The following is a 26,417-nucleotide window of genomic DNA, read 5'->3' as shown; positions in this document are numbered from 1 at the left end:
GGGTCGCGAGGTAAAATCTCGCGACCCTTTTTAATTAATTCTCGTCCTCCCTGGGTACTCATGTTGAAGAAGCAACCGGAAAGCAAAGCGGCGACTGCTGCTGAAATTGAGCGCTCCATCCAGGCCCTGAACAAAATGGCAGAACGCCTTTGGGGTGATGGCCGGGAAGCTGAGGCGAAAGCCCTCCTGGATGCGTTGGATGCACTAAACCGGGCGCTTGATCGGATCAGGATTGGAGAGAGTCGAAGGATTTCGACTCTGCATTAAGACGCATGAGTCAAACGGCGGTTGAGGTGAAGGCTGGGCGAATAACCCAGGTGCAAATTTTTTGGATGCTTTCCCCGTCCTCATAGCGCTATCAAAGTCATCTATCGAAGCCCTTTTGAACCCGAATGCCAACTATTTCAGCAAAGCTGGCCATTTTCCAGGTACCTGCTCTCGCTCCATACGGTTTGGATATTCATTACTTCACCGTCACATGGGATGAGCAATCGCTTAGCAACTTCCGCGTGCTCTGCCGCCATTGCTAGCGGGCCTTGCCCTTGGCTATGCAATTTGAGTTGACGAACGTGGCAGTGTGCTGCAATGACTGACGTATATCCGGCTTGGCTATTCCATGCCTGTTGGCAAATTGCTCGACCGCCGCTGTATCAAAACGAGTGGTCTGGATAAAGTCCAAGGCTTCAGGTTTTGTATTCAAAAACCGCGCGACGGGAGGAATACTCAGTAGCAACTTCAGCAATCGGAGCGAAATGTAATACTTGGGAGACTTTAAGCCAACGGGCTGTGCCACCTGTACCAGGAGTTCTCGCAAGTTGGGAGTTTGGTCATCAAGCGCCAGCAGTTCCTGGCCCACCATGGCAGGATCAAAAGCACAAACCGCCACCAGCTCAACCAGGTAATCCACGGTAACCAGTGGCAGCCAGTGCTCGGCAGTACCGGGCACTGCAGTCAGCTTTCCCTGCACAAGGTTGCGTATCAGCTCCACCAGCGGCTGACCGTCAAGGATATGCCCCGTGCGGCTGTGGCCACAAACCGTCGCGGGGTGGACAACGGTCATCTCCCCGCCCTTGGCGGACATGACCTCCAGGGTCGCAAAATGCGCCTCCAGCTTGCTCCCCTCGTAACCACCGACATGTCGGTAGACGGCAGGCCAATTCGTCAGCTCCGGATAACGAGGATCAATTCCGATGCGCTGCAGATGTTCATGATTTTTCAGCATGTAGCCGCCGATCATCACTAACCGGCTTTTTTGCTCAGCCGCCAACAGCGCCACGCGCTTTGCCCCTTCCACATTCACCGCACGAGAATGCTCCACTGAAAGCCCCCAAGCGAAATGGGCGCCCAGGTGGAATACGACTCTGGCGTGCCTTAGCACTTCTCGGTCAGCAAGACTCAACCCGAGGTTGTCCCGTTCCAGATCGCCAGCTACGGCAAATACCCGGGTTGCGTTCCCTCCCAAATTGTCGACTTGCTCGCGCAGTGCATCTAGTCGCTCCGGGCGACGCATCAACACCCGAATGGTGTGACCTTTTGCACTCAGGTACGCCACCAAATGTTGACCGATGAAGCCGGTCCCCCCCGTGACAAAGCACTCCACACTCATTTCCCTGCTCCTTGTTTAAGGTGAGAAATCAAGCGTAAACTATCGACCCAACTCTACAGTCAAGCGGTGTTTTCATGAAAATCGGCGAACTCGAAGCCCGCAGTGGCGCCAGCCGCCATACGCTGCGTTACTACGAGCAAATCGGCCTGATCTCATCGCTGCGGCAAACTAACAACTATCGCGTTTACACAGCGCAAACTCTGCAGGATCTGGACTTTATCCAGCGCGCGCAAAGCATGGGGTTTTCCCTGGGGGAAATAGGCGAGATTCTGGATGCGCAGCGGAACAAGCTGATCGACTGTGCTGACGGCGCTAAGCTAATTGAAAAGAAGATGGCAGAAATCAAACAGAAAATCGCCAACCTCCAAAGCATTTATCGGTATCTGGATGAAGAGCGTGCAAACCTCGAAGCCAGTGCTGCCAAGCAACTTGAGCTTCAGCAGCTGCACAACTCTTCCAACTGAACTGTCAGCATCTAGAAGACGGAAGCTGCAGCCTGCTTAGAGTTTCAAGCCCCCTAACGCACTTTCTAAAACCTTCTGGCCAGCCCTGGACAGTAAGCGTCCGCCCAACAGACCTTGCGTGGTTAAATGGCCGTCAAGCCGTGCCGACTGGTTCAAACTCATAATCGCAGCCGCACGTTAGCCGCTGCGTAACAAGCCCGCGAATAGGCTCTTCAAACACATATTCTCAAATGAAGTGGCTTTGACTTTGCAGCCTGGTACGAGCACATTCTGGTGCTACGTGAGGATGGATGCCTCGGTGAGGCTTAAGGAGAATGCCGTGTTTCCGATCAATATCTGGCTTGCCTATACTGCCGCGTGCTTGCTATTGGTGCTCGCACCAGGCCCGGACAATCTGCTGGCCGTAGGCCGAGGACTCAGCCAGGGCAAGATCGCCGCTATCGTGTCGGGGATGGCATCTGGGGCGGGAATTCTCTTTCATGTGGCAACCGCTTCGCTAGGACTGACTTTGCTGATGCAGACGTCCGCCGTTGCCTTCTGGGTCATCAAGCTTATCGGCGCCGGCTATTTGCTTTGGCTTGGCATAAAAGTCCTGCGCTCCCGTAGCCTGATCAGCTTCCAGCCAGCGACTCGGCAATCACTGCCGAGTATTTTCCTCACTGGATTACTCTCGGCGGCACTCAATCCGAAGCCTGGGTTTTTCGTCCTTGCGTTCATCCCGCAGTTCGTCGACCCACAACGCGGCTCAGTGAGCGTGCAGATGCTGGTGTACGGCATATGGTTCGCCGCACTTACGGCAGTGGGATTCGCACTTATGGGCGTATTTGCCACTGTACTGTCCCGATTTTTGCGTCAGAGCCCACGGCTGGTAAATGGCCTGAACGTAGGGGCAGGACTCACCTTCGTCGCTTCGGGAGTATCGATAGCGGCGCTCAGCCAAAAATAGGATCAATGTCTTGGCGCTGCGGGGCTGGAATTCCAGCCTCGCTGGGTTTCTGTGATTATGACGCTGACGACTTTAAGGCTTCGCGCCAGACTGCTTGAAATCGAGGCGCGGGGTGATCGGTTCTGGCCCGACAACCATCGATTGCATTGGACCTGCCTAGCTGGCTCTCTGTAGACTCGCCCACAAAAAATGAGGCAGCAATGAACGACTTCCTGCAATACATCATTCAGGTGTTTCAAGGCAACTCGAAGGAAGTGATGGTCGCAGTCATGATGACGGGTGGCGTTTGGTTATTTGAATGGTGCAGACCAGCTGTAACCGATTCGGGCCTAAGCGGTAGGTGGCACAACGTCAAAGTCTTCATTCTATTGCTAGTCGGCTTAGCCCTTGCCGCACCGCTATTGAATCGATGCGCGCAACTTTTACCCAGCATATCTCTGCTTGAACGCATCGTACCGGACTGGCAATCAAAAGGCATATTAGGTGGCATCCTTGCCACTCTTGTATATGCATTCATTTGGGACTTTTTCCAATACTGGACCCATCGACTTGAGCACAAGTATGTAGCTCTATGGGCATTCCATAGGGTGCATCACAGCGATACGCATATGAATGCCTCAACCTCTCTACGCCAGAGCGTAGGAGGTGCATTAATCGGCTTTTTTCTTGCCCACATACCGACCGCAATAATATGCGGAGGTAACATGGTTCCCTATCTAGGCTCATTGATACTGTTCAGTGGCTGGGGCTACTTCAATCACGCAAATGTCCGCTTCTCATTAGGACCCTTCACCCGAATAATATCGGGCCCACAATGGCACAGACTGCATCACGGGAAGGAAGCTCAATATCACAACTCAAACTATGCAGCGTTCTTTCCGATTTTAGACTTGGTGTTTGGCACACTACGACTGCCGAAAAAAGCAGAATGGGTGGAAACGGGCCTTCTCAATGATGTCTCGCCTCAGAAACCATTCAAGCAAGCATTTTTGTCTTGGCGCAATGACAGTGCATCTACCGCAAGCACACCTCGCGCACATACTGCTGCAGCGTCCTCAGAGCTGCTTGATCGGCAATAATCCCGGCGCGGATATCGAAAGCAGTTGATCCAGAAGCGGCAGAGAGTTCGATGGTTCCTGCATCGCCCAAGCGGGCGATGCTAGCGGTACCGGGCACCATACCCACCACTGGCACTTCCCTTATTGCACAGCCGGCGAGCAGAGTCAGCAGCATCGCGGCGAAGCTTTTCATTTTCGGTAAGGCCATCGGTCTTTTCCTTCTGGGCTTTCTGGTTGAGCTCGGTATCACTTTTCTCCGGTCAAAATAAACTCGCTCAATGGCGGGTATGCATGATTGCTTCAGCTCTATTTCAGGATGACTGCCACGTCAGGATTGCCCATCAGAAACGCATTCAGCGTGATGGCTTCCGGTGGTCGGCTGATAAATGCCATATACCGCTGAACATCGCGCTTCCGCGGATCATTCGGGTCTTGAACCTGTATGCCAGGAAGTGTCGGCAAACTTCGGTAGAGTTGGGGGGAATGCAGTGCCGGAGTCAGCTTGATAAAAGCCCTAGCTCGCTTGGAAAGTCACTGGGGCAGAAATAACAAAGCCACCAAAAGGTGGCTAAGTCATTGAAAAATATGGTCGGGACGGAGTGATTCGAACACTCGACCCCTAGCACCCCATGCTAGTGCGCTACCGGACTGCGCTACGCCCCGACTAGGCGTTGATTCTGTCCCTCATCTCGAGGAACGTTCAAGAATATATCGCAAGCTTTTGAAAACTGGAAGTATTTAAAAGCAGGAATTTATTTCTTGAGGACCACCAGAACATCTTCCAGCTCGGCGATCATCTGGCGGATCATTTGTTTGTATTGGGTGGTGTCGTCTTTGGCTTCATCGCCGGACAAACGCAAGCGTGCGCCGCCGATGGTGAACCCCTGATCGTAAAGAAGCGCGCGGATCTGCCGGATCATCAGCACGTCCTGGCGCTGATAATACCGGCGGTTTCCGCGGCGTTTGACGGGGTTGAGTTGAGGAAACTCCTGCTCCCAGTAGCGCAGCACGTGTGGTTTTACCGCACACAGCTCGCTGACTTCACCAATGGTGAAGTAGCGTTTGCCCGGGATGACGGGTAGTTCGTCGTTATGACTTGGTTCCAGCATAAGCCTCAACTCGGGCCTTCAACTTCTGCCCTGGACGAAAGGTGACCACACGGCGAGCCGTGATCGGGATTTCTTCTCCCGTTTTCGGATTGCGGCCAGGCCGCTGGCGTTTGTCCCGAAGGTCGAAATTGCCGAAACCGGACAATTTGACTTGTTCGTTGTCTTCGAGCGCGTGCCTGATTTCTTCGAAAAACAGTTCGACCAATTCCTTGGCCTCCCGCTTGTTCAGGCCCAGCTCTTCGTACAGACGTTCCGCCATCTCAGCTTTCGTCAAAGCCCCCATACGTCACTTCCTTAACGTGGCGTTCAACCTTTGTTCGAGCGAGGTGAGGATGTTTTGCGTTGCGGTATTCACCTCATCGTCATTAAGAGTGCGCGATGGATGCTGCCAGGTCAAGCCAACCGCAAGGCTTTTTCTATCAGGATCAATGCCTTTACCCTGATACACGTCAAATAGCCTGAGGTCCGTGAGCCATTCGCCTGCATTTTCACGGATTACATCCAGCACAGCACTTGCTGCCACGTCCGTGGCCGCAATCAATGCCAAGTCACGACGCACTTCAGGAAAGCGCGACAACTCGCTGAATTTTGGCATTTTGCCCGAAGCCACTTCGGCCAAAACCAGCTCGAAAACGAAGACCGGACGGTCGAGACCGAGGGTTTTCGACAATTCAGGGTGGATAGCACCGACATAGCCGACCAGGCGACCATCACGCTCGACGCGCGCGGTTTGACCCGGGTGCAACGCAGGGTGTTTACCCGGCACAAACGTGAACGCATCCAGTGCACCGGCGAAGCCCAGCACCGCTTCCACATCGGCTTTGACGTCGAAGAAATCCACGACATCGCGACCTTGCGCCCAGCCTTCCGGCAGACGGCTACCGCACACCACACCGGCCAGCATCGGCTCTTGCTTGAGGCCTTCCAGCTGACCGACAAAACGCAGACCGCTTTCGAACAGGCGGACACGATCCTGCTGGCGGTTCAGGTTGTGCTGAAGCGCCTTGACCAGGCCCGGCCACAGGGACGAACGCATGGCAGCCATGTCGTTGGAAATCGGGTTGGCCAGCAACAGCGGCTCGACACCCGGATTAAACAACTCGAACTGTTTCGGATCGATGAAGCTGTAGGTGATCGCTTCCTGATAACCACGGGCCACCAGCAGACGACGCAGCTCAGGCAGATCGCTGCGCGCTTCAGCCTTGGCTTGTGGTGCCAGACGGGCTTGCGGGTAGCGAACCGGCAGACGGTTGTAGCCGTACAGACGGGCCAGCTCTTCGATCAGGTCAACTTCCAGGCTGATATCGAAACGGAAGCTTGGCACTTCAACGCGCCACTGCCCTGCCCCATCGGCAGTAATGGTCAGGCCCAAAGCGCTGAGCAGACGCTCGACTTCGGCCGAATCCATTTCCATACCCAGCATCTGGGTGATGCGCTGGGCACGCAGGGTGATCGGCGCGATCGACGGCAAATGCTGTTCGCTGACGGTTTCAACAATCGGGCCGGCTTCGCCACCGGTGATGTCCAGCAGCAGGCCAGTGGCGCGCTCCATGGCTTCACGGGCCAGCTTCCAGTCCACGCCACGCTCGTAGCGGTGCGAAGCGTCGGTGTGCAGGCCGTAGGAACGCGCCTTGCCAGCGACGGCAATCTGGTCGAAGAACGCGCTTTCCAGGAAAATATCACGGGTGGTCGCGGTGTTGACGCCGCTGTGCTCGCCACCCATGACGCCGGCGATAGCCAAGGCGCGGGTGTGGTCGGCGATCACCAGCGTATCGCTACGCAGGCTGACTTCCTGGCCGTCGAGCAGCACCAGCTTCTCGCCATCTTTGGCCATGCGCACGCGGATGCCGCCATTGATTTCGGCGAGATCGAATGCGTGCAGCGGCTGGCCCAGTTCCAGCATCACGTAGTTGGTGATGTCGACGGCGGCGTCGATGCTGCGCACGTCGGCGCGACGCAGGCGCTCGACCATCCACAGTGGCGTAGGCTTGGACAGGTCAACGTTACGGATCACGCGACCCAGGTAACGCGGGCAAGCGTTCGGCGCCAGTACTTCGATCGAACGCACTTCGTCGTGCACGGCAGGAACGCTGGCAATGGCCGGGCGCACCACCGGGGCAGCATAAAGCGCACCGACTTCACGGGCCAGACCGGCCAGAGACAGGCAGTCACCGCGGTTCGGGGTCAGGTCGACCTCGATGCTGGCGTCTTCCAGGTTCAGGTATTCACGAATGTCCTGACCGACCGGCGCATCGGCCGGCAATTCCATCAGGCCGTCGTTGCCTTCGCCAATTTGCAGCTCAGCCTGGGAGCACAGCATGCCGTTGGATTCAACGCCACGCAGCTTGGCTTTCTTGATTTTAAAATCGCCTGGCAGTTCGGCACCGATCATGGCGAACGGGATCTTCAGGCCCGGGCGCACGTTTGGCGCACCGCACACAACCTGGAAGGTCTGCGCGCCACTGCTGACCTGGCAAACGCGCAGCTTGTCGGCGTCCGGGTGCTGCTCGGTGCTCAGCACCTCGCCCACTACCACACCACTGAATTCACCGGCGGCCGGCGTAACGCTATCGACCTCAAGACCGGCCATCGACAGACGAGCAACCAGCTCGTCGCGATTTACCTGCGGGCTTACCCAGCCACGCAGCCATTGTTCACTGAATTTCATCCTGCTCTCCTAAGAATTCGTTACGACTAGCGAAATTGCGCGAGGAACCGCAAGTCGTTGTCGAAGAACAGACGCAAGTCGTTCACGCCGTAACGCAGCATGGCCAGACGCTCAACGCCCATGCCGAAGGCAAAGCCCGAAAACTCTTCCGGGTCGATCCCGGACATACGCAGCACGTTCGGGTGAACCATGCCGCAGCCCATGACTTCCAGCCAGCCAGTCTGCTTGCAGACACGGCAGCCTTTACCGCTGCACATCACGCATTCCATGTCGACTTCGGCGGATGGCTCGGTGAACGGGAAGTACGAAGGACGGAAACGCACGGCCAGTTCTTTTTCGAAGAACACGCGCAGGAACTCTTCGATGGTCCCTTTCAGGTCGGCGAAGTTGATATCGCGGTCGACCAGCAGGCCTTCGACCTGGTGGAACATCGGCGAGTGGGTGATATCGGAGTCGCTACGGTACACACGGCCTGGGCAGACGATGCGGATCGGCGGCTGTTTCGATTCCATGGTGCGGACCTGTACCGGCGAGGTATGGGTGCGCAGCAACATGTTGGCATTGAAATAGAAGGTGTCATGCATCGACCGGGCCGGGTGATGGCCTGGGATGTTGAGCGCTTCGAAGTTGTGGTAATCGTCTTCGACCTCAGGGCCTTCGGCGATGCCGTAGCCGATGTGGGTAAAGAACTGCTCGATACGTTCCAGAGTCCGGGTAACCGGATGCAGACCGCCTGAGGTCTGGCCGCGGCCAGGCAGGGTCACGTCAATGGATTCGGCGGCGAGCTTGGCCGCAAGATCGGCCTCCTCGAACAACGCCTTGCGCGCATTGAGAACCTCTGTGACACGCTCCTTGGCAACGTTGATCAGCGCACCGACTTGCGGACGCTCTTCTGCCGGCAAATTCCCCAGGGTCTTCATCACCTGAGTCAATTCACCCTTTTTACCAAGGTAGTGAACCCGGATTTGCTCCAGGGCATTGATATCTTCAGCGCTTTGCACAGCCTCTAGTGCTTGAGAGACGAGCGCATCCAGGTTTTCCATGTACAGACTCCAGATACAAAATAGGGGAAGAGCTTGAAGGCTCTTCCCCTATTTATGACGTTTAACACCTGGCCCCACAGAGGTGAGGCCGGGTGACTGTCGGGGGTACTTAAGCCAAGGTGGCTTTAGCTTTCTCGACAATCGCAGCAAACGCCGCTTTTTCGTTCACTGCCAGATCAGCCAGAACCTTACGGTCGATCTCGATGGACGCTTTTTTCAGGCCGGCGATGAAACGGCTGTAGGACAGACCGTTGATACGTGCACCAGCGTTGATACGAGCGATCCACAGAGCGCGGAACTGACGTTTTTTCTGACGACGGTCACGGTAGGCGTATTGGCCTGCCTTGATTACCGCTTGCTTGGCAACACGGAATACGCGCGAGCGAGCGCCGTAGTAGCCTTTAGCAAGTTTCAGAATTTTTTTGTGACGTTTACGGGCAATGACGCCACGCTTTACACGAGCCATGAGTTACTTCCTCTATTCTTGACTAAAATTAACGAAGGCGCAGCATGCGCTCGACTTTTGCCACGTCAGACGGATGCAGCAAGCTGCTACCGCGCAGTTGACGCTTACGCTTGGTCGACATTTTAGTCAGGATGTGGCTCTTGAAAGCGTGCTTGTGCTTGATACCGTTAGCAGTTTTCAAAAACCGCTTAGCAGCACCACTTTTCGTTTTCATTTTTGGCATGTTCGGATACTCCGCATTCAGTTGATAAACATAATCAGAAGGCCTGCCGTGCCCTGTTGATTACTTCTTCTTTTTCGGGGCGATGACCATGATCAGCTGGCGTCCTTCCATCTTAGGATGCTGTTCGACCGAACCGTACTCGAGCAAGTCACCTTCAACTCGCTTGAGGAGTTCCATCCCCAGCTCCTGGTGGGCCATCTCACGGCCGCGGAATCGCAAGGATACCTTGGCCCTGTCCCCGTCACTCAGGAAACGTACCAGGTTGCGCAGTTTTACCTGGTAATCCCCTTCCTCCGTCCCTGGACGAAACTTGATTTCTTTAACCTGAATCTGCTTCTGGTTTTTCTTGGCCGCGGCAATCTGCTTCTTCTTTTCGAAGATCGATTTGCCGTAGTCCATCAGTTTGCAAACAGGGGGTACTGCATCGGCGGAAATTTCCACCAGATCCAGTTTGGCCTCTTCAGCCTTAAGAAGCGCGTCTTCAATTGACACAATCCCAAGCTGTTCACCTTCAGCCCCAATTAACCGAACCTCGCGTGCCGAGATATTCTCGTTGATCGGGGCTTTCGGTGCAGCTCGTTTATCTTGTCTCATTTCACGCTTAATAATAATTACTCCGAATCTGGGCGACCACGCCGGGAAACCGCTTGCGCGAGAAACTCAGCGAACTGGGCGACGGGCATCGAGCCCAGGTCAGCACCTTCACGAGTACGCACAGCGACAGTCTGCATCTCGACTTCCCGATCTCCGATAACCAAGAGATAGGGAACCTTGAGCAAAGTATGCTCGCGGATTTTAAAGCCGATCTTTTCATTTCTCAAGTCAGACTTGGCACGAAATCCGCTTTCGTTGAGAGTTTTTTCAACCTCGGCGGCAAAATCGGCTTGTTTATCAGTGATATTCATAATCACTGCCTGGGTCGGCGCCAGCCACGCAGGGAATGCACCCTCGTAGTGCTCGATCAGAATTCCGACGAAGCGCTCGAAGGAACCCAGGATCGCCCGGTGCAACATCACCGGGTGCTTGCGACTGTTGTCTTCAGAGACGTATTCGGCTCCCAGACGGACAGGCAGGTTAAAATCGAGCTGAAGGGTACCACACTGCCAGACGCGACCGAGGCAATCTTTCAGCGAGAACTCGATCTTCGGACCGTAGAACGCACCCTCGCCCGGCTGCAGATCGTACGGCAGGCCCGCGCTATCAAGGGCTGCGGCCAATGCCGCTTCGGCGCGATCCCACAACTCGTCGGAACCGACGCGTTTTTCCGGACGAGTGGACAGTTTCATTTCGACTTCTTTAAAGCCGAAGTCGGCATAGACGTCCATGGTCAGCTTGATGAACGCGGCGGATTCGGCCTGCATCTGCTCTTCAGTACAGAAGATGTGAGCATCGTCCTGAGTGAAGGCGCGAACGCGCATGATGCCGTGCAGCGCACCCGACGGCTCGTTACGGTGGCAGGCACCGAACTCGGCCAGACGCATTGGCAGCTCGCGGTAGCTTTTCAGGCCCTGATTGAACACCTGCACGTGGCACGGGCAGTTCATCGGCTTGATGGCGTAGTCGCGGTTTTCCGACTGAGTGGTAAACATGTTGTCGGCGTAGTTGGCCCAGTGCCCGGATTTCTCCCACAGGCTGCGGTCAACGACTTGTGGAGTCTTGATCTCCAGGTAACCGTTGTCGCGCTGAACCTTGCGCATGTACTGCTCGAGCACCTGGTACAGAGTCCAGCCGTTCGGGTGCCAGAACACCATGCCCGGCGACTCTTCCTGGGTGTGGAACAGGCCCAGACGCTTGCCGATCTTGCGGTGATCGCGCTTTTCAGCTTCTTCGATGCGCTGGATGTAAGCCGCCAGCTGCTTCTTGTCCGCCCATGCGGTGCCGTAAACGCGCTGCAATTGCTCGTTCTTGGCATCGCCACGCCAGTAGGCGCCGGACAGCTTGGTCAGCTTGAAGGATTTCAGGAAGCGCGTGTTCGGCACGTGCGGACCACGGCACATGTCAACGTATTCTTCGTGATAGTACAGGCCCATGGCCTGCTCGTTCGGCATGTCTTCGACCAGGCGCAGTTTGTAGTCTTCGCCGCGAGCCTTGAACACTTCGATCACTTCGGCGCGCGGAGTGACTTTCTTGATCACGTCGTAATCTTTTTCGATCAGCTGCTGCATGCGCTGTTCGATGGCGGCCAGGTCGTCGGGCGTGAAAGGACGCTCGAAGGCGATATCGTAATAGAAGCCTTCTTCGATGACCGGACCGATGACCATCTTGGCCGTCGGGTACAGCTGCTTGACCGCGTGGCCAACCAGGTGGGCGCAAGAGTGGCGAATGATCTCCAGCCCCTCTTCATCCTTTGGCGTAATGATTTGCAGCGAAGAGTCGCTGTCGATGATGTCGCTGGCGTCGACCAGCTTGCCATTGACCTTGCCGGCTACGGTGGCCTTGGCCAGGCCTGCACCGATGGATGCGGCGACCTCGGCTACGGAAACCGGGTGATCGAATGAACGTTGACTGCCGTCGGGAAGAGTAATAGTTGGCATGGCGCCTCCTCTCCTAGTGGTGACCCCTACCAAAGGTCACGTGGGTTGGGATGAGCCAGTACAAGATCCGATCCAGGCCATTCAATGACGAACGCCTGCCTTACAGCGGCAGGAGCCTTGCGGCCAACCGGAAAACCGAACCAGAGTGACTGGGATTCAAATCAGGGTTATTCGCGCATTTGCCGCTGCCGGGACGGAAGGTCATCCGGAGCCTGCAAACACCCGAGCCAGGCATGCTAGCACAGATGAACGGTCATCGATGCACTGAGGTTTTCTGCTGGGGCAAATCAGGCTTTTTTGTGCCAGAGTGCTGAACTTGAACCCCGTGTCACCCCTCAGATAAAAGACATTGACCCGAAAGGAGCATCTCAGCATGCGTCTGAATCGTTTATTCGCAGTAGTCGCACCCGTCGTCCTGTTGCTGCCGCTGGCGGCCCACGCCGACTGGCCAAAGGGTGAGCGCGAGAAGTACATGGCTCAGTGCACACAGGCGGCCTCCCCTCAGATTGGCGCTGCTGCGGCAAAATCCCACTGCGCTTGTGGCGCCGACGCGATCAAATCCTACCCGGCCAGCGATATCCAGTCGCTGATGGACAACAAGGCCACCCCGGAACTGCAACAGAAGGCACTGGGCGAGATCGCCAAATGCAAGGCCAATGCACCGGCGAAAAAGTGAGGAAAAAGTCCTTTTGACTCGGCCCAACGCTGATAAAAAGTGATGGATTTCAGCTTTTTCGTACGATTTATGCAGGTTTTACAGCTTTTTTTATTGTCTTTACTTTCGGCTGAAAGCCTTTTAAAACGGGGCTTTCAGCCATACAGAGCAACAAAGAGAACGCGACTGTAGGGCAAACAGCACGTCCGGGGGGCTCCCAAAGCGAACATTTCGACTATGATACTCCGGTGTGCCCAGTTGGCCTGAGCAGCACAGTACTACTGAAAATATATGTTTCTTGGAGATACACCATGTCTAATCGCCAAACCGGCACCGTTAAATGGTTCAACGATGAAAAAGGCTTCGGCTTCATCACTCCTCAAGGTGGCGGTGACGACCTGTTCGTACACTTCAAAGCTATCGAAAGCGACGGTTTCAAAAGCCTGAAAGAAGGCCAAACCGTTTCCTTCGTGGCTGAGAAAGGCCAAAAGGGTATGCAAGCTGCACAAGTTCGCCCAGAGTAATTTTCTGGCGCACTAAAAAAACCCCGTCCATGTGACGGGGTTTTTTATGGGTGAAACAAAAACCTGAAGCAATCAGCCGCAGTTGACGCGGGTAACCACCAGATTGCTGTCGGTGTTCAGGTTCAGGCGATCGGAGCGGTACTCCAGAGTCACCATGTCGTCAGGCTTGAGGAACCGGGCATTCTGCGCGCCTGCGCGGGTACGTGCCTGCTCCAGCAATTGGGGCGAAGCCTTTTTGCCAATGGTGAATTCGGCAGACTTTGCTTCACAACGGCTGTGGCCGGTATCGGTCGCCACAGGGTCCTTTGCCGACTCGGTGGACGTACTGCTGCAACCGGCCAGCAGAGTGGCGGCCAACAACGTACCCAATGACGCGAGCTTCCAAGGCATGACGCCTCCTTTTTTCAAAAATTAAGCAGAGATCGTGCGACCGCCATTTTGGCGTTTGGTTTCAAGGCGGGCGCTATCACCCTGCCCTCAGTCTGGACGAGTGGCGAGTTTGCCTGAGCATCGCCCTACCGTTCATCCCGCAATCGTGACTGAATATGAACAGCGTTCAATAGACGTCGATGTAATCGAACGGCGGATTCGGCCAGTTGTCTTTCAACGCGTTGAAGATCTGCATGACCCAGACCTCGTCGCTGGCTGCGACTAATCCGACATAGCCCGAGCCCTTGGCCCAGGTTTCCAGGCGAAACCGCAGCCCGTCGATATCAGTACCGCCCACGACACCCGACGAAATGTAGGCGATGCCGCCCTTGGTGACCCGCAACTGGGTGTGCTCATCGTCGCTGGCAGAGGCCAGTAGCTGACGCACTGCTTCGAGGGTCAAGCCGTCAGGAGTGTTCAAATCGATCTGCACAGCACAATCCTTGAAAATTCGTCAAAGACCAAGTGTCGCATAGCCCTCCCCTGATGCCTAAGTCGGAGTGCCAAACGTCCTGCAAAATGGTTAACTCGACACTCAGACTTTCCCGACTTCACGAGCGCCATCATGACCACCGTAAGCATCGACGCCAATATCACAATCAAGTGGCCACAGGGTCACAGCTCTTACAGCCCGGGCACTCCGGAAGAGCTGGCAATCATTGGTATCGATTTGCTGGTCAAGGAACTGGGGACGCAGGCCGCCCAGACCTTCATTACCCAGGTTCTCGAGAGATACCCTGCCGACTACATGGGCGTAACGGATACCGAGTAGCGGAAAAACCCGCAGGCTGGCACCTGCGGGTCTTTGGATTACTTCAAGCGAGCCAGGCGCTGGGTCAGCAGGTCGAAGAAGCCCTGGGCGTCGCCATTTTCAACCCAGAAGGCATTCTTCGGCGCCTTCAGGCCGTCATACCAGTCGACAATGGTCTGACCGAAGGTCGGCCCTTCACGACTGTCGACCACCACGTTTACCGAACGACCGGTAAACAGTTCCGGCTTGAGCAGATAAGCGATGACCGTGGCGTCATGCACCGGGCCACCCGGAATGCCGTAGTGCTCCATGTCGCCCTTGACGTACTCGTTGAGAATATCGCCCACCAGCTTGCTGGCATTGTTGTTCAGTGCAGCGATCTGCTTCAGGCGCGCTTCACTGGTGAGGATCTTGTGGGTCACGTCCAGCGGGAGATACGTCAGCTTGACGCCACTCTTCAGCACCACTTCCGCCGCCTGTGGGTCGGCGAACAGGTTGAACTCGGCCACCGGGGTGATGTTGCCGCCGTTGAAGTGCGCACCGCCCATGATCACCACTTCCTTGATGCCCTGAACGATTTCAGGTTCCTGGATCAGCGCCAGGGCCAGGTTGGTCTGCGGGCCGAGCATGGCGATGGTGATGCTGTGGGGCTTGGCGGCTTTCAGGGTATCGATCAGGTAGTTGACCGCATTGCCTTTGGCCAGGCCTTTCTTCGGCTCGTGCACGGTGACACCCGACAGACCTTCCTTGCCGTGGATGTTCTCGGCATAGATCGGCGTGCGCATCAGCGGTTTCGGTGCACCCGCGTAAACAGGCACTTCTTCGCGGCCCGCCCATTCGCGGGCCAGTCGCGCATTACGCGAGGTTTTGTCCAGACGCACGTTGCCAGCGACGGTGGTCAGCGCACGAATGTTCAGCTCTTCCGGCGAGGCCAGGGCAAACAGCAAGGCGACCACGTCATCGGCCCCCGGATCGGTGTCGATGATCAAGTCGATTTTTTCCGCCGCGTGGGCGCTTGTTGCGGTAATCAGGGACAAAAGCAGCAGACTCCGAAGCAGGTGATGCAGTTTCTGAGCATAGCGGTGCATAGCGCACTCCTTGTGCGTGGGAAGAACGGAAAGTTAGAACGTTACGCCAGCCACCAGAATGATGTTGCAGTACGGCTGACATTCGCCTGTACGAACAATCGCCCGTGCCTGTCGGCTGAGCGCTTTGAATTGGTCATGACTGAGCAGTTCGCGCCGACCAAGCGCACCGTCGGCATTCAGTTCATCCAGGGTGCTCAAGGCCGACGGCTTTTTGTCCAGAATCTCATGGGCCAGCACATGGCTTTCGACCTGCATTTCGCTGAGCACGACCTTCAAGGTACTGATGAAATCCGGAATGCCGTGGGTCAATGCCAGGTCAATCAACTCGACGCCAGGCGGTACCGGCAGGCCGGCATCGCCGATCACAACGGTGTCGCCATGACCCAGGGATGCGATCAGCCGCGATAACGCGACGTTGAGCAAAGGAGTCTTTTTCATGGTGCTTTAAACGCCTGTACGTCGGACAAGGTAGGAATCGAAGGTTGCGCGCCAGCCCGGGTGACCGACAGCGCAGCCGCGACCTGACCGAAACGAATCGCCTCGGCCTCGCTTTTGCCGGCCGCCAGCGCCGCAGCGAAACCACCGACAAACGTGTCGCCGGCCGCGGTGGTATCGACCGCCTTCACTGTCGGTGCCGGGAAATGCTCGAAGCGTGTGCCATTGGCGAACAGCGATCCCTGAGCACCAAGGGTGATGATCACCTTACCGGCGCCCATGGCGATCAAGCGGGTCGCGGCAGCTTCGGCAGTACTCAGGGAATCCACCGGCAAACCGCTCAAGGCCGAGGCTTCGCTTTCGTTGGGAATCAGGTAATCGATGGCCGCATACCAATCCGCCGGTAGCGGGCGACTGGCCGGTGCCGGATTGAGGATCACGGTCTTGCCCAGCTCACGACCGCGTTTCAAAGCATGGCCGACCGTGGCATCCGGCACTTCCAGCTGACAGATGATGACATCTGCCGTCTGCAATACATTGTCGAAACGGTCGACCACTTCGGGGGTCAACGCACCGTTGGCACCGGCAACAATCACGATCGCGTTCTGACTGTTGTCATCGACCACGATCAACGCCACGCCGCTGGAATCCTCGACCGTACTGACGGCCTGGCAATCGATCCGCTCGGCCAACAGCGCTCCACGCAGCGCTTCGCCATAAGCATCGCTGCCGACACAACCGACCATCGACACCTGCGCTCCCAGCCGCGCCGCGGCCACGGCCTGGTTCGCACCCTTGCCGCCGGAAACCGTGGCAAATGACTGGCCGATCAGCGTTTCACCACCACGGGGCAGCCGTGGCGCCCGGGTCACCAGGTCCATGTTCAGGCTGCCTATTACCACTACTTTTGCTGGCATACATCTTTACTCATCAATTCGATTTCAGCGGTGCTTTTTTGTTTAGCGGTGCTTTCGGCTCAGCGATATTGGGCAAACACACCGGCCAGCGGCGCTGGTCGATTCCCGCAGGACAATACTGGGCGTCACGATGCGCTGATCGGTCGCCAGATCCGGCGCGGCGATCCGGCGCAGCAACACCTCGGCCGCCATCTCGCCAAGTTGCAGGATTGACTGGCCCACGGTGGTCAGCGCCGGATAGACGTAACGGCTCATCTGGATATCGTCGAAACCGATCACCGACAGCTCGGTGGGCACACGAATATTGCGCTCGGCAGCGGCACGCAACACACCGATGCCGATCATGTCGTTGCCGGCGAAGATCGCGCTGGGCGGGTTCTTTTCCAGCAGGATCGCGGCGGCGTTGTAACCGCCGGTGCTGGTGAAGTCGCTTTCCAGCATGCGCTCGCGCGGCACCTCGACGCCCGCCTCTTTCAACGCCCGGCAATAACCGGCCAGACGCATCTGCGCCACGCTGGTACTTGCCGGGCCGCCAATCGTGGCGATGTCCCGATGCCCCAACTCCAGTAAGTGCCGGGTCGCCAGATAGGCGCCGTATTCGTGATCGATGCGCACCAGGTCCGCATCGACACCCTCCAGGTCACGGTCGACGATCACCATCGGCGTACGCACGCCCGTCAGGCCTTCGGCCAAGCTGCTGTCACCACCGGCAGAGGCTACAATCAAGCCGTCGATGCGTTTTTCCAGCAGCACGCGAAGGTAGCTGCGCTGCTTGTCCAGGTTGTCATCGGAATTGCAGAGAATGACGCAATAGCCATTGCGCTCGCAGTAATCCTCGATGCCACGGGCCAACTCGGCGAAGTACGGGTTGAGGCTGTTGGGCACCAGCAGCCCGATGGTCGCGGTGGTTTTCGCCTTCAACGAGCGAGCCACGGCGCTGGGCACGTAGTCGAGGCTTTTGATTGCCGCCTCGACCTTGATCCGCACTTCCTCACTGACTGGCCGCGTCTTGTTCACCACATGGGAAACCGTGGTGTAGGAAATGCCCGCGAGCGCCGCTACATCCTTGATCGTTGCCATGACTCAGGTCCGCCGGCTTGCGCGCTGACTGCGATAGGTATCGAGCACCACCGCCACCACGATAACCGCACCGGTAATGATGCGTTTGGTTGGCTCGGTCGCGCCGATCTGCGCCAGACCCGCCGCCAGTACCGAGATGATCAGTACGCCGAAGAAGGTGCTGATCACCGAACCGCGCCCGCCCATCAGGCTGGTGCCGCCGATCACCACCGCGGCGATCACTTGCAGCTCCAGACCGGAGCCGGCATTCGGGTCCGCCGCTTCCAGGCGAGAAATCTGAAACAACGCAGCGATACCGGCCAACAGCCCCATCAGGCTGAACACCAGAATCTTGTAGGGCTTCGGATTGATCCCCGCCAGACGTACCGCCTCCTCGTTGGTGCCGATGCCGATCAGGTAACGACCGAACACCGTGCGCGTCAGCACAGCCTGGGCGATGAAGATAATCAGCAAGGCAATGATGAACGACGGCGAGATGCCGAAAGCGATCGGGTTGGACAGCCAGGCGAAGGCATCACCGATATAAGCGGTGCGCGAACCGGTCATCTGGTATGCCAGACCCCGCGCCATTTCCAGCACACCGAGGGACACGATGAATGACGGAATCCGCCAGGCCACGGTAATCGAACCGGTGATGGTACCCGCCAGTGCCGCGGCGCCCATTCCCAGCAACGCCGCCGGAAGCACGCTCCAGCCCCAGCCGAGAATCGCCACGCTGACTGTCGACGCCGCCAGCGCCAGCACCGAACCCACCGACAAATCGATTCCGCCGATGATCAATACGAAGGTCATGCCGACCGCCAGCACCATCAGATCGGGAATCTGGTTGGCCAGGGTGCTGAAGGTGTCGTAAGACAGGAAATGGCTGCTCAACACAGAGAACAGCGCGACCATCGCCAGCAAGGCACCGGCCAGGCCCAGGTAAGTGCCGAGGCCGTAAAAATTGCCACTACGTTTGCCGACCAGAGTTGCAGTATTCATGGAAGATCCCTAGGCGCTGCTTCGTTGAGCAACGCATCACGTTTTTGATAGCCGGCGAACGCGGCGGCAAGCAAATCATCCTGGGTCCAGCTGTCACGCTCGAAGGTGTCGATCAGACGCCCTGCCGACAGCACGCCAATGCGGTCACAGATCAGCATCAGTTCGCGCAGGTCACTGGACACCACCACCAGTGCTTTGCCCTGACGGGTCAACTCACCGAGCAATGTATAGATGTCGAACTTGGCGCCGACGTCGATGCCTCGGGTCGGCTCGTCGAACAGCATTACCGTGCATTCGCGTTCGAGCCAACGGCCGATCACCACTTTCTGCTGATTGCCGCCGGACAATTCCGAGACCAATTGCGTCGGGCTGGAACTGCGAATGCGCATGGCGTCGATCTGACGCTGGGCCAGCGACATCTCGTCACCGTTGTTGACGAAGCCGCCGCTGGAAATCACCGGCATATTGCCCAGGGCAATATTGGCGCTGATCGATTGCGTCAACAGCAGGCCCTCGCCCTTGCGATCTTCGGTGATCAGCGCGATGCCATGACCGACTGCGTCGGCCGGTGAACGAATATCCACCACCTGAGCCGGCGAACCCAGCGCAACGGTGCCGCTGTCGGCTGTATCGGCACCGAAGATCAGGCGCAGCAATTCGGTGCGCCCTGCCCCGATCAAACCGGAGATCCCGAAGATCTCGCCGGCGCGCACTTCGAAGGACACATCGCGAACCTTGTCGGAACGGGTCAGCCCTTTGACCGTCAGCGCCGGGGCACCGATATTGCGCGGGCCCATGTCGATGTGCTCGCCCAGCTCACGGCCGACCATCAGGGTGACCAGTTGCTCGCTGTTGTAATTGGCCATCGGCTCGACACAGACCAGGTTGCCGTCGCGCAATACCGCGATGCGCTGGGCCACCCGTGCCAGTTCTTCGAGGCGGTGGGAAATGTAGATGATCGCCACGCCGCGCGCCTGCAGGCGAGTGATCTGCTCGAAGAGCATTTCAACTTCACGGGCCGTCAGCATCGCGGTCGGCTCGTCGAGGATCAGCACATGGCAATCGCCGATCAGGTTGCGGGCGATTTCCACCATTTGCTGGTGACCGATACCCAGCTCACCGACCAGGGTGTCCGGATCGATGGCGTCGAGGCCGACCTGAGCCATGGCCTCGATCGCCGCCCTGCGCAGTTGTTTGCGGCTGATCCAGCCACCGAGGCTGGGCAGGTTGTCGAGGAACAGGTTTTCCGCCACCGACAATGTCGGCAACAGATTGAGTTCTTGCATGACCATGCGCACGCCCAGCTTTTCGGCCTGGCTGCGGCTGCCGGGGCAGTAATCCTGACCCTGGAATCGCATCTGGCCGGTGGTCGGCGTGACCAGCCCGCCAATGATTTTCGACAGCGTACTTTTGCCGGCACCATTCTCGCCGGTCAGCGCCAGCACTTCGCCGCGCATCAGCGTCAGGTCGATGCTGGTCAGGACAGGTTGAGCGTAGGTCTTACCGATACCGCTGACCGAGAGGACAGCGTTCGGGGCGGAAACTGACATAAAAACTCTCCATGCGCCCGCCCCAAGGGGCGAGCACCGTTGTGTCGCCAGAAAGACTACTTGGTAACCAGCTCTACCGGAGTTTCGATGACGCCGTTGGCGCCGCTATCGACTTTCTCGCCTTTGATGATTTTCAGCGCGGTCTCGATGCCGAACACTGCTTGCCGGGCAGCAAACTGGTCGGCGGTGGCCAGGACGCGACCGTCCTTGAGCATTGGCTTGATCGCATTGATGTTGTCGTAACCGACCACTTGCACCTTGCCGGCCTTACCGGCGGCACGCACGGCAGAGACCGCGCCGACCGCCATGCTGTCGTTGCCGGCCAGCAGGGCCTTGATGTTCGGGTATTCGCTGAGCATCGACGAGGCCACTTTGCCGCCCTTGTCTATTTCCCAATCGCCGGACTGCAGGGACACGACTTTGATCTGCGCCGCTTCCATCGCATCCTTGAAGCCGGCAGTGCGCTGCTGGGCGTTGGTGGTGGTGGAAACGCCTTCGATGATGCCGACTTCGTCACCAGCCTTCAGTTGCTTGGCCAGGTATTCACCCACCAAACGCGCGCCTTTGCGGTTGTCCGGGCCTACGAATGGAACGGTGATGTTTTTGCTTTTGACGACAGCCGGGTCCAGCTGGTTATCGATGTTGATCACGGTGATACCGGCATCGACTGCCTTCTTGATGACCGGGACCATGGCCTTGGAGTCTGCCGGAGCGATGACCAGTGCGTTGACCTTGGACAGGATCATTTGTTCGACGATGCGCGTCTGGCCGGCCGTGTCCGTTTCGTCCTTGATGCCGTTGGAGATCAGCTCGAAGTCGCCGGAGTGGTCTTTCTGGTAGGCCTTGGCGCCGTCTTCCATGGTCAGGAAGAACTCGTTGGCCAGAGATTTCATGACCAGCGCGACTTTAGGTTTTTCAGGGGTTGCGGCGAATGCCGAAGAGACAGGCAACGCGGCGGATGCGGCAGCCAGCATAGCGACAGCGAGAAGACGTCCAGCGAATGGCAGCTTCATGGGTTCACTCCGATCTTATGATTATTCTTAGCAACGCTTGCGCTGGATCATCAATGGATCAACCCATCGACGGCGACCGCGCAAACGTTTGCGTAGACCGAACTATGCGAACCCTGCCGAGATTTGTCAACGCCCCGTTCCGCGTCTCGGTTGGCAAAAGCCAACCCGTTTTGCCTCACGCCGTGGTGTTGACCAGACCGCCGCCGCTGGAATCCTTGGCCAGCTCCTTGACCAGATTGCCGGTCACTTGCGCCAGCGCAGCGCTGGTATTGGCGATTTGCCCCTGGATTGTCATGACTGCGCTGGACTTGGCTTCCGGGGTCGAATAATTCGCCGCCTGAGCGGCCGCCAATTGTTGCTGCTGTTCGCGCAGTTGCTGCTGCAGTTCCTGCATGCGCTTGAGCAATATCTGCACCGCAATACTCTGACTGCTGGTTTTCTCGGATTTGCTTTCGCTCTGAGCCGCCGCGCCGCCACCGGTTCTGACCTGCTTGTCGTCGCCCTGCTCTTTGCCCAGCGCCTGGGTCGAGGCGTCGGATGTTGCTTCACTCAAGTCGTTGATGGTCGCCGGGGATTTACCCCCGATAGTGATTGCGCCTGCATTTGCAAAACCGACAGTAAACGACATGTGAACTCCTGAAAAAATAGATCCTTTAAAGGAGCATCGACCTGTGCGGGGTTTTCTTTAGCACCGATTTTCGATTATGCAAGGCGACCTTCTCAATGAAGGTCGGTGAGCCGAACATAAAAGCTGAACATATTCGGAAACCCGGACAGCCAGGCGCGAAGTATCGCCAGCCACGACAACAATATTGATAAAAATCATCAGGTTAAAAGATCACCTTCTCCAGCGTCCGACTGGTACAGATCCTGCTCTTCCTCTCCACCCCCGGCGTTCAGATCTGCTTGGGGCGCTTCTAGATGAACCTGCATCTGCACCGTCTCACTACTAGAGAAAACAATAATGAAATCTGCCTTCAACACTTTTATTCCGGGCGCCTTGGCCCTGCTTATGCTTCTGCCCACAGCCCTTCAAGCAAAAGAAGTCGAAACCCGACAGAAACTGGCGAACGTGGTGATCCTGGCCACCGGGGGCACCATTGCCGGCGCGGGCGCCAGCGCCGCCAACAGCGCCACCTACCAAGCGGCGAAAGTCGGCATCGAACAATTGATCGCAGGAGTTCCGGAACTGAGCCAATTGGCCAACGTTCGCGGCGAACAAGTCATGCAGATCGCATCCGAAAGCATCACCAACGACAACCTGCTGCAACTGGGACGTCGCGTGGCTGAACTGGCCGACAGCAAAGACGTCGATGGCATTGTCATCACCCACGGCACCGACACCCTGGAAGAAACCGCTTACTTCCTGAACCTGGTGGAGAAAACCGACAAGCCGATTATCGTCGTCGGCTCCATGCGCCCTGGCACCGCCATGTCGGCCGACGGCATGCTGAACCTGTACAACGCCGTCGCCGTGGCCAGTAGCAAGGACGCGCGTGGCAAAGGCGTGTTGGTGACCATGAACGATGAAATCCAGTCGGGTCGCGATGTCAGCAAAATGATCAACATCAAGACCGAGGCGTTCAAAAGTGCCTGGGGCCCGTTGGGCATGGTGGTCGAAGGCAAATCCTACTGGTTCCGTCTACCGGCCAAGCGCCACACCATGGACTCGGAATTCGACATCAAAACCATCAAGAGTCTGCCTGACGTCGAAATTGCCTACTCCTATGGCAACGTCAGTGACACCGCCTACAAAGCCCTGGCTCAATCGGGCGCCAAAGCCATCATCCACGCCGGCACCGGCAATGGCTCGGTGTCGTCCCGCGTGGTTCCCGCCCTGCAGGCTCTGCGCAAGGACGGCGTACAAATCATTCGCTCCTCCCACGTCAACGCTGGCGGTTTCGTTCTGCGTAACGCCGAACAACCTGACGACAAGTACGACTGGGTTGTGGCCAACGACCTGAACCCGCAAAAAGCCCGCATCCTGGCCATGGTCGCACTGACCAAGACCAACGACAGCAAAGAGCTGCAACGGATGTTCTGGGAGTACTGATACGCCCTCGCCCGACCCGTTCGCGGTCGGGCACCGCTGTCACCACTCGCCAGTCCTGGCGAGTGGTTCACGACCTCTTTCCGATAAAAAATCTCCCTTCGCCCTACACCAAACGGAAAAAACCACTGTCAGAGGATTTTCTTGAATTTTAAGCAGTTGCGAAAATGCCTACAGTTAAATACTGTATGCACGTACAGCTCAATAAGGATAACTCCGTGGCCACTACCTCCGCCTCTCCTGACGCTTACGAACGCCTGGGTATGCGCGTTCAGAAAATCATCAATTCCCCCACCGCCCAGAAAGCCAAAGCCGCACTGATCTTCCGTCTTCCGGACGAGCCCGTGAATGAGTGGGAGCGCTTGCTCGAAGAAATCGACGAGAACGACAACGTCACCCTCGCCCATCGCGACGATGGCGGCGTGCAGATTTTCTGGGTTGTGCCGAAGGAAGATTGAGTCAATGAGCGTCCGCTGGCTTGCTTTGCTGTTTCTGCTCATCACCCTTGGTGCCCAAGCTGGCGCCCCACGCACCTTCAACGAAGCCAAGAAAGTCGCCTGGAAGTTGTACGCTCCGCAATCCACCGAGTTTTATTGCGGCTGCAAATACACCGGCAACCGCGTGAACCTCGCCGCCTGTGGTTATATACCACGCAAAAACGCCAAGCGCGCCTCGCGCATCGAGTGGGAACACATTGTCCCGGCCTGGCAGATCGGCCATCAGCGTCAGTGCTGGCAACAGGGAGGTCGCAAGAACTGCACGCATTACGACCCAACCTATCAAAAAGCTGAGGCCGACCTGCACAATCTGGTGCCCAGCATCGGCGAAGTGAATGGCGATCGGAGCAATTTCAGTTTCGGCTGGCTACCCGTGCAATCGGGTCAATATGGCTCGTGCCTGACTCAGGTCGACTTCAAGGCGAAGAAGGTCATGCCCCGGCCTTCCATTCGCGGCATGATCGCCCGAACGTATTTCTACATGAGCAAACAGTACGGCTTGCGCCTGTCGAAACAGGATCGGCAATTGTACGAAGCCTGGAACAAGACCTACCCGGTTCAGGCCTGGGAACGTCAGCGCAATCAGAGCGTGGCGTGCGTGATGGGCCGCGGCAATGAGTTTGTCGGGCCAGTAGACATGAAGGCCTGCGGCTAACCGGCTGCCAGGACTTTCCCCGGCAGATTGCGCCCTCGCCGGTCGCCCAAACAAAAACGCCCCGACCGAAGTCGGGGCGTTTTCATGTGCGGCTAAGGCTTAGCGCGGGAATGCTGGCGGGTTTACACCGGCCATGTCTTCCATCACGCGAACTACCTGGCAGCTGTAACCGAACTCGTTGTCGTACCAAACGTACAGAACAACGCGGTTGTCGTTGCAGATGGTCGCTTCAGCGTCCACTACGCCTGCGTGGCGCGAGCCCACGAAGTCGGTGGAAACCACTTCCTGCGAGTTGACGAAGTCGATTTGCTTATGCAGATCGGAGTGCAGCGCCATGTAGCGCAGGTACTCGTTCATCTCTTCACGGGTGGTGGCTTTCTCAAGGTTCAGGTTGAGAATGGCCATCGACACGTTTGGCGTCGGAACGCGAATCGCGTTACCGGTCAGCTTGCCGGCCAGTTCAGGCAGCGCCTTGGCGGCAGCAGTGGCAGCACCGGTCTCGGTGATCACCATGTTCAACGCGGCGCTACGGCCACGACGATCGCCTTTGTGGAAGTTGTCGATCAGGTTCTGGTCGTTGGTGTACGAGTGAACCGTTTCAACGTGACCGTTGACGATGCCGAACTTGTCGTTGACAGCTTTCAGCACCGGCACGATGGCGTTGGTGGTGCAGGAAGCGGCGGAAACGATCTTGTCGTCAGCGGTGATTTCACCGTGGTTGATGCCGTGAACGATGTTCTTCAGCTTGCCTTTGCCAGGCGCGGTCAGAACAACGCGGTCGATACCCGGGCAGGCCAGGTGCTGGCCCAGGCCGTCGGCGTCACGCCATACACCGGTGTTGTCCACCAGCAGCGCGTTTTTGATGCCGTACTGGGTGTAGTCCACTTCAGTCGGGTTCTTCGCGTAGATAACCTGGATCAGGTTGCCGTTGGCGGTGATGGTGTTGCTGGCTTCATCAATGGTGATGGTGCCATTGAACGAACCGTGCACCGAGTCGCGACGCAGCAGGCTGGCACGTTTGACCAGATCGTTCTCGGCGCCCTTGCGGACAACGATGGCGCGCAGACGCAGGCCGTCGCCACCACCGGTTTTCTCGATCAGGATGCGCGCCAGCAGACGACCGATACGACCGAAGCCGTACAGCACAACGTCGGTGCCGGTACGACCGGAACCATTCTGCTTGCCGACCACATCAGCCAGTTCGTCACGGACGAACGCTTCGGCGGTACGGCCATTGCCTTCGGCTTTGAATTTGACAGCCAGCTTGCCCAGATCTACCGAAGCAGCGCCGAGCTTGAGCTCGCTCATTGCCTTGAGCAGCGGGAATGTTTCGTGGACGGACAATTCGCTGTCATCGGACTGGCGATGGCGAGCAAAGCGGTGAGCTTTGAGAATCGCGATGACAGACTGGTTGATCAGACTGCGGCCATAGATCGAGCTCACCACGTTGTTATTGCGGTAGAGCTGACCGATAAGCGGAATCATCGCTTCTGCGAGTGCTTCACGGTCGATCCATTCACCAAGACACTGGTCGGGCTTCTGAGTCACGGGAACCTTCCACATGTAGGGGCAGAAAAAAGGGGCTACATTATGCCGCCGAGAGCCTCCCGTAGCAATGCGCGCCTGTCGCACGAGCGGTAACAAAATTCCGTTCAAAAAAATCACGCCCCGCGCC

The 26,417-nt window shown here is 57.3% G+C and carries 29 protein-coding genes, 1 tRNA gene and 2 pseudogenes; 10 read left to right on the top strand and 22 right to left on the bottom strand.

All coding sequences use genetic code 11. The features are described from left to right. Nucleotides 1-60 precede the first annotated feature (60 nt). Nucleotides 61-267, top strand: coding sequence for a hypothetical protein (locus LOY36_RS08850; RefSeq protein WP_018930267.1), 207 nt, complete (start codon nucleotides 61-63; stop codon nucleotides 265-267). Nucleotides 268-526: 259 nt separating this feature from the next. Here the strand turns inward: LOY36_RS08850 and LOY36_RS08845 are convergent, their stop codons facing one another. Then, the gene (locus tag LOY36_RS08845) at nucleotides 527-1,606 is read right to left on the bottom strand and encodes an SDR family oxidoreductase (RefSeq protein WP_258672945.1); all 1,080 of its coding nucleotides are present in this window, start codon (nucleotides 1,604-1,606) and stop codon (nucleotides 527-529) included. 74 nt (nucleotides 1,607-1,680) lie between these two features. On the opposite strand from LOY36_RS08845, the gene LOY36_RS08840 reads away from it, so the two are divergent. The 3 genes from LOY36_RS08840 (at nucleotide 1,681) to LOY36_RS08830 (ending at nucleotide 4,095) form a co-directional block, all read left to right on the top strand. Further along, the gene (locus tag LOY36_RS08840; RefSeq protein ID WP_258672944.1) at nucleotides 1,681-2,070 is read left to right on the top strand and encodes a MerR family transcriptional regulator; all 390 of its coding nucleotides are present in this window, start codon (nucleotides 1,681-1,683) and stop codon (nucleotides 2,068-2,070) included. Between the two features lie 319 nt (nucleotides 2,071-2,389). Then, complete coding sequence (locus LOY36_RS08835) at nucleotides 2,390-3,016, top strand: LysE family translocator (protein WP_026345860.1); 627 nt, start codon at nucleotides 2,390-2,392, stop codon at nucleotides 3,014-3,016. Nucleotides 3,017-3,216: 200 nt separating this feature from the next. Beyond that, nucleotides 3,217-4,095, top strand: coding sequence for a sterol desaturase family protein (locus LOY36_RS08830; protein ID WP_258672943.1), 879 nt, complete (start codon nucleotides 3,217-3,219; stop codon nucleotides 4,093-4,095). On the opposite strand, the pseudogene rz1 reads toward LOY36_RS08830, so the two are convergent. The 10 genes and pseudogenes from rz1 to thrS all read right to left on the bottom strand — a co-directional run. Then, nucleotides 4,072-4,182, bottom strand: a pseudogene (gene rz1 / locus LOY36_RS29110) (lysis system o-spanin lipoprotein Rz1); the annotation flags it as partial. The gene LOY36_RS08830 and the pseudogene rz1 sit on opposite strands and share 24 nt — an antisense overlap. 478 nt (nucleotides 4,183-4,660) lie before the next feature. Then, nucleotides 4,661-4,737 (bottom strand) — tRNA-Pro (locus LOY36_RS08825). An 89-nt stretch (nucleotides 4,738-4,826) separates the two neighbouring features. Beyond that, entirely contained in the window at nucleotides 4,827-5,183 is a 357-nt protein-coding gene (locus LOY36_RS08820) for a MerR family transcriptional regulator (RefSeq protein ID WP_003179985.1), read from the bottom strand. Further along, nucleotides 5,164-5,466 carry an integration host factor subunit alpha gene (ihfA, locus tag LOY36_RS08815; RefSeq protein WP_002553164.1) on the bottom strand — a complete coding sequence of 101 codons (303 nt, stop codon included), beginning with the start codon at nucleotides 5,464-5,466 and terminating at the stop codon, nucleotides 5,164-5,166. The genes LOY36_RS08820 and ihfA overlap by 20 nt, the downstream gene beginning before the upstream one ends. A 3-nt stretch (nucleotides 5,467-5,469) precedes the next feature. Continuing rightward, nucleotides 5,470-7,851, bottom strand: coding sequence for a phenylalanine--tRNA ligase subunit beta (pheT, locus tag LOY36_RS08810; protein WP_258672942.1), 2,382 nt, complete (start codon nucleotides 7,849-7,851; stop codon nucleotides 5,470-5,472). Nucleotides 7,852-7,877: 26 nt separating this feature from the next. Further along, nucleotides 7,878-8,894 carry a phenylalanine--tRNA ligase subunit alpha gene (gene pheS / locus LOY36_RS08805; RefSeq protein ID WP_007940232.1) on the bottom strand — a complete coding sequence of 339 codons (1,017 nt, stop codon included), beginning with the start codon at nucleotides 8,892-8,894 and terminating at the stop codon, nucleotides 7,878-7,880. Between the two features lie 109 nt (nucleotides 8,895-9,003). After that, nucleotides 9,004-9,360 carry a 50S ribosomal protein L20 gene (gene rplT / locus LOY36_RS08800; RefSeq protein WP_007905879.1) on the bottom strand — a complete coding sequence of 119 codons (357 nt, stop codon included), beginning with the start codon at nucleotides 9,358-9,360 and terminating at the stop codon, nucleotides 9,004-9,006. A gap of 28 nt (nucleotides 9,361-9,388) precedes the next feature. Beyond that, entirely contained in the window at nucleotides 9,389-9,583 is a 195-nt protein-coding gene (rpmI, locus tag LOY36_RS08795) for a 50S ribosomal protein L35 (protein ID WP_002553160.1), read from the bottom strand. A 60-nt stretch (nucleotides 9,584-9,643) separates the two neighbouring features. After that, a complete protein-coding gene (infC, locus tag LOY36_RS08790; RefSeq protein ID WP_172435341.1) occupies nucleotides 9,644-10,195 on the bottom strand; it encodes a translation initiation factor IF-3 in 552 nt (183 codons plus the stop codon). Next, entirely contained in the window at nucleotides 10,195-12,117 is a 1,923-nt protein-coding gene (gene thrS / locus LOY36_RS08785; RefSeq protein WP_007940231.1) for a threonine--tRNA ligase, read from the bottom strand. Before thrS ends, infC begins: the two co-directional genes overlap by 1 nt. A gap of 373 nt (nucleotides 12,118-12,490) precedes the next feature. Between thrS and LOY36_RS08780 the strand changes: the two genes are divergently transcribed. Both LOY36_RS08780 and LOY36_RS08775 read left to right on the top strand, forming a co-directional pair. Beyond that, on the top strand, nucleotides 12,491-12,793 hold the full coding sequence (locus tag LOY36_RS08780; protein ID WP_018930277.1) for a hypothetical protein: 303 nt from the start codon (nucleotides 12,491-12,493) through the stop codon (nucleotides 12,791-12,793). 290 nt (nucleotides 12,794-13,083) lie between these two features. After that, nucleotides 13,084-13,296 (top strand): cold-shock protein, encoded by a 213-nt coding sequence (locus tag LOY36_RS08775; RefSeq protein WP_003179963.1) that lies wholly within the window; start codon nucleotides 13,084-13,086, stop codon nucleotides 13,294-13,296. A gap of 72 nt (nucleotides 13,297-13,368) precedes the next feature. Here the strand turns inward: LOY36_RS08775 and LOY36_RS08770 are convergent, their stop codons facing one another. Both LOY36_RS08770 and LOY36_RS08765 read right to left on the bottom strand, forming a co-directional pair. Further along, complete coding sequence (locus tag LOY36_RS08770; protein ID WP_019582830.1) at nucleotides 13,369-13,686, bottom strand: I78 family peptidase inhibitor; 318 nt, start codon at nucleotides 13,684-13,686, stop codon at nucleotides 13,369-13,371. A 166-nt stretch (nucleotides 13,687-13,852) separates the two neighbouring features. Continuing rightward, on the bottom strand, nucleotides 13,853-14,158 hold the full coding sequence (locus LOY36_RS08765; RefSeq protein ID WP_258672940.1) for a hypothetical protein: 306 nt from the start codon (nucleotides 14,156-14,158) through the stop codon (nucleotides 13,853-13,855). Nucleotides 14,159-14,290: 132 nt separating this feature from the next. On the opposite strand from LOY36_RS08765, the gene LOY36_RS08760 reads away from it, so the two are divergent. Continuing rightward, nucleotides 14,291-14,497: a hypothetical protein gene (locus LOY36_RS08760; protein WP_019582831.1), complete on the top strand. Its 207-nt coding sequence runs from the start codon at nucleotides 14,291-14,293 to the stop codon at nucleotides 14,495-14,497. A 38-nt stretch (nucleotides 14,498-14,535) separates the two neighbouring features. On the opposite strand, the gene LOY36_RS08755 is transcribed toward LOY36_RS08760, so the two are convergent. From LOY36_RS08755 to LOY36_RS08720, 8 genes and pseudogenes are all read right to left on the bottom strand, one after another. Beyond that, the gene (locus LOY36_RS08755; protein ID WP_258672939.1) at nucleotides 14,536-15,564 is read right to left on the bottom strand and encodes a nucleoside hydrolase; all 1,029 of its coding nucleotides are present in this window, start codon (nucleotides 15,562-15,564) and stop codon (nucleotides 14,536-14,538) included. Nucleotides 15,565-15,597: 33 nt separating this feature from the next. After that, nucleotides 15,598-16,002 (bottom strand): D-ribose pyranase, encoded by a 405-nt coding sequence (gene rbsD, locus LOY36_RS08750; protein ID WP_019582833.1) that lies wholly within the window; start codon nucleotides 16,000-16,002, stop codon nucleotides 15,598-15,600. Continuing rightward, nucleotides 15,999-16,916 (bottom strand): ribokinase, encoded by a 918-nt coding sequence (rbsK, locus tag LOY36_RS08745; RefSeq protein WP_258672938.1) that lies wholly within the window; start codon nucleotides 16,914-16,916, stop codon nucleotides 15,999-16,001. The genes rbsD and rbsK overlap by 4 nt, the downstream gene beginning before the upstream one ends. Nucleotides 16,917-16,975: 59 nt before the next feature. Continuing rightward, nucleotides 16,976-17,996: pseudogene (locus LOY36_RS08740) on the bottom strand (LacI family DNA-binding transcriptional regulator). A 3-nt stretch (nucleotides 17,997-17,999) separates the two neighbouring features. Then, nucleotides 18,000-18,977, bottom strand: coding sequence for an ABC transporter permease (locus tag LOY36_RS08735; protein WP_007940220.1), 978 nt, complete (start codon nucleotides 18,975-18,977; stop codon nucleotides 18,000-18,002). Beyond that, nucleotides 18,974-20,527, bottom strand: coding sequence for a sugar ABC transporter ATP-binding protein (locus tag LOY36_RS08730; protein WP_258672937.1), 1,554 nt, complete (start codon nucleotides 20,525-20,527; stop codon nucleotides 18,974-18,976). Before LOY36_RS08730 ends, LOY36_RS08735 begins: the two co-directional genes overlap by 4 nt. Nucleotides 20,528-20,583: 56 nt before the next feature. Further along, a complete protein-coding gene (locus LOY36_RS08725) occupies nucleotides 20,584-21,540 on the bottom strand; it encodes a sugar ABC transporter substrate-binding protein (protein WP_019582837.1) in 957 nt (318 codons plus the stop codon). A gap of 175 nt (nucleotides 21,541-21,715) precedes the next feature. Then, nucleotides 21,716-22,168: a hypothetical protein gene (locus LOY36_RS08720; RefSeq protein WP_258672936.1), complete on the bottom strand. Its 453-nt coding sequence runs from the start codon at nucleotides 22,166-22,168 to the stop codon at nucleotides 21,716-21,718. 336 nt (nucleotides 22,169-22,504) lie between these two features. Between LOY36_RS08720 and LOY36_RS08715 the strand changes: the two genes are divergently transcribed. The 3 genes from LOY36_RS08715 to LOY36_RS08705 all read left to right on the top strand — a co-directional run bounded on the left by LOY36_RS08715 (nucleotide 22,505) and on the right by LOY36_RS08705 (nucleotide 24,742). After that, complete coding sequence (locus LOY36_RS08715; protein WP_019582839.1) at nucleotides 22,505-23,593, top strand: asparaginase; 1,089 nt, start codon at nucleotides 22,505-22,507, stop codon at nucleotides 23,591-23,593. Nucleotides 23,594-23,757: 164 nt separating this feature from the next. Beyond that, the gene (locus LOY36_RS08710) at nucleotides 23,758-24,048 is read left to right on the top strand and encodes a DUF1654 domain-containing protein (protein ID WP_258672935.1); all 291 of its coding nucleotides are present in this window, start codon (nucleotides 23,758-23,760) and stop codon (nucleotides 24,046-24,048) included. A gap of 4 nt (nucleotides 24,049-24,052) precedes the next feature. Beyond that, entirely contained in the window at nucleotides 24,053-24,742 is a 690-nt protein-coding gene (locus tag LOY36_RS08705; protein ID WP_258672934.1) for an endonuclease I family protein, read from the top strand. A 99-nt stretch (nucleotides 24,743-24,841) separates the two neighbouring features. On the opposite strand, the gene LOY36_RS08700 is transcribed toward LOY36_RS08705, so the two are convergent. Further along, the gene (locus LOY36_RS08700) at nucleotides 24,842-26,305 is read right to left on the bottom strand and encodes a glyceraldehyde-3-phosphate dehydrogenase (RefSeq protein ID WP_026345862.1); all 1,464 of its coding nucleotides are present in this window, start codon (nucleotides 26,303-26,305) and stop codon (nucleotides 24,842-24,844) included. Between the last annotated feature and the right edge of the window lie 112 nt (nucleotides 26,306-26,417).

The organism is Pseudomonas sp. B21-019 (assembly GCF_024749225.1).
GTDB lineage: Bacteria > Pseudomonadota > Gammaproteobacteria > Pseudomonadales > Pseudomonadaceae > Aquipseudomonas.
Note: the sequence above shows the minus strand (reverse complement) of the source record. Positions and strands in the feature narration are given on the sequence as shown.

Bases quoted from the DNA above. Each gene is read 5' to 3' on its own strand.
- LOY36_RS08710 (WP_258672935.1), top strand. From the start codon at position 23,758: ATGCCTACAGTTAAATACTGTATGCACGTACAGCTCAATAAGGATAAC.
- LOY36_RS08775 (WP_003179963.1), top strand. From the start codon at position 13,084: ATGTCTAATCGCCAAACCGGCACCGTTAAATGGTTCAACGATGAAAAA.
- LOY36_RS08820 (WP_003179985.1), bottom strand. From the start codon at position 5,183: ATGCTGGAACCAAGTCATAACGACGAACTACCCGTCATCCCGGGCAAA.
- ihfA (WP_002553164.1), bottom strand. From the start codon at position 5,466: ATGGGGGCTTTGACGAAAGCTGAGATGGCGGAACGTCTGTACGAAGAG.
- LOY36_RS08850 (WP_018930267.1), top strand. From the start codon at position 61: ATGTTGAAGAAGCAACCGGAAAGCAAAGCGGCGACTGCTGCTGAAATT.
- rpmI (WP_002553160.1), bottom strand. From the start codon at position 9,583: ATGCCAAAAATGAAAACGAAAAGTGGTGCTGCTAAGCGGTTTTTGAAA.
- rbsD (WP_019582833.1), bottom strand. From the start codon at position 16,002: ATGAAAAAGACTCCTTTGCTCAACGTCGCGTTATCGCGGCTGATCGCA.
- LOY36_RS08725 (WP_019582837.1), bottom strand. From the start codon at position 21,540: ATGAAGCTGCCATTCGCTGGACGTCTTCTCGCTGTCGCTATGCTGGCT.
- rplT (WP_007905879.1), bottom strand. From the start codon at position 9,360: ATGGCTCGTGTAAAGCGTGGCGTCATTGCCCGTAAACGTCACAAAAAA.
- LOY36_RS08780 (WP_018930277.1), top strand. From the start codon at position 12,491: ATGCGTCTGAATCGTTTATTCGCAGTAGTCGCACCCGTCGTCCTGTTG.
- LOY36_RS08735 (WP_007940220.1), bottom strand. From the start codon at position 18,977: ATGAATACTGCAACTCTGGTCGGCAAACGTAGTGGCAATTTTTACGGC.
- LOY36_RS08720 (WP_258672936.1), bottom strand. From the start codon at position 22,168: ATGTCGTTTACTGTCGGTTTTGCAAATGCAGGCGCAATCACTATCGGG.
- LOY36_RS08755 (WP_258672939.1), bottom strand. From the start codon at position 15,564: ATGCACCGCTATGCTCAGAAACTGCATCACCTGCTTCGGAGTCTGCTG.
- rbsK (WP_258672938.1), bottom strand. From the start codon at position 16,916: ATGCCAGCAAAAGTAGTGGTAATAGGCAGCCTGAACATGGACCTGGTG.
- LOY36_RS08760 (WP_019582831.1), top strand. From the start codon at position 14,291: ATGACCACCGTAAGCATCGACGCCAATATCACAATCAAGTGGCCACAG.
- LOY36_RS08705 (WP_258672934.1), top strand. From the start codon at position 24,053: ATGAGCGTCCGCTGGCTTGCTTTGCTGTTTCTGCTCATCACCCTTGGT.
- thrS (WP_007940231.1), bottom strand. From the start codon at position 12,117: ATGCCAACTATTACTCTTCCCGACGGCAGTCAACGTTCATTCGATCAC.
- LOY36_RS08715 (WP_019582839.1), top strand. From the start codon at position 22,505: ATGAAATCTGCCTTCAACACTTTTATTCCGGGCGCCTTGGCCCTGCTT.
- pheT (WP_258672942.1), bottom strand. From the start codon at position 7,851: ATGAAATTCAGTGAACAATGGCTGCGTGGCTGGGTAAGCCCGCAGGTA.
- LOY36_RS08730 (WP_258672937.1), bottom strand. From the start codon at position 20,527: ATGTCAGTTTCCGCCCCGAACGCTGTCCTCTCGGTCAGCGGTATCGGT.
- pheS (WP_007940232.1), bottom strand. From the start codon at position 8,894: ATGGAAAACCTGGATGCGCTCGTCTCTCAAGCACTAGAGGCTGTGCAA.
- LOY36_RS08840 (WP_258672944.1), top strand. From the start codon at position 1,681: ATGAAAATCGGCGAACTCGAAGCCCGCAGTGGCGCCAGCCGCCATACG.
- LOY36_RS08700 (WP_026345862.1), bottom strand. From the start codon at position 26,305: ATGTGGAAGGTTCCCGTGACTCAGAAGCCCGACCAGTGTCTTGGTGAA.
- LOY36_RS08830 (WP_258672943.1), top strand. From the start codon at position 3,217: ATGAACGACTTCCTGCAATACATCATTCAGGTGTTTCAAGGCAACTCG.
- LOY36_RS08845 (WP_258672945.1), bottom strand. From the start codon at position 1,606: ATGAGTGTGGAGTGCTTTGTCACGGGGGGGACCGGCTTCATCGGTCAA.
- LOY36_RS08770 (WP_019582830.1), bottom strand. From the start codon at position 13,686: ATGCCTTGGAAGCTCGCGTCATTGGGTACGTTGTTGGCCGCCACTCTG.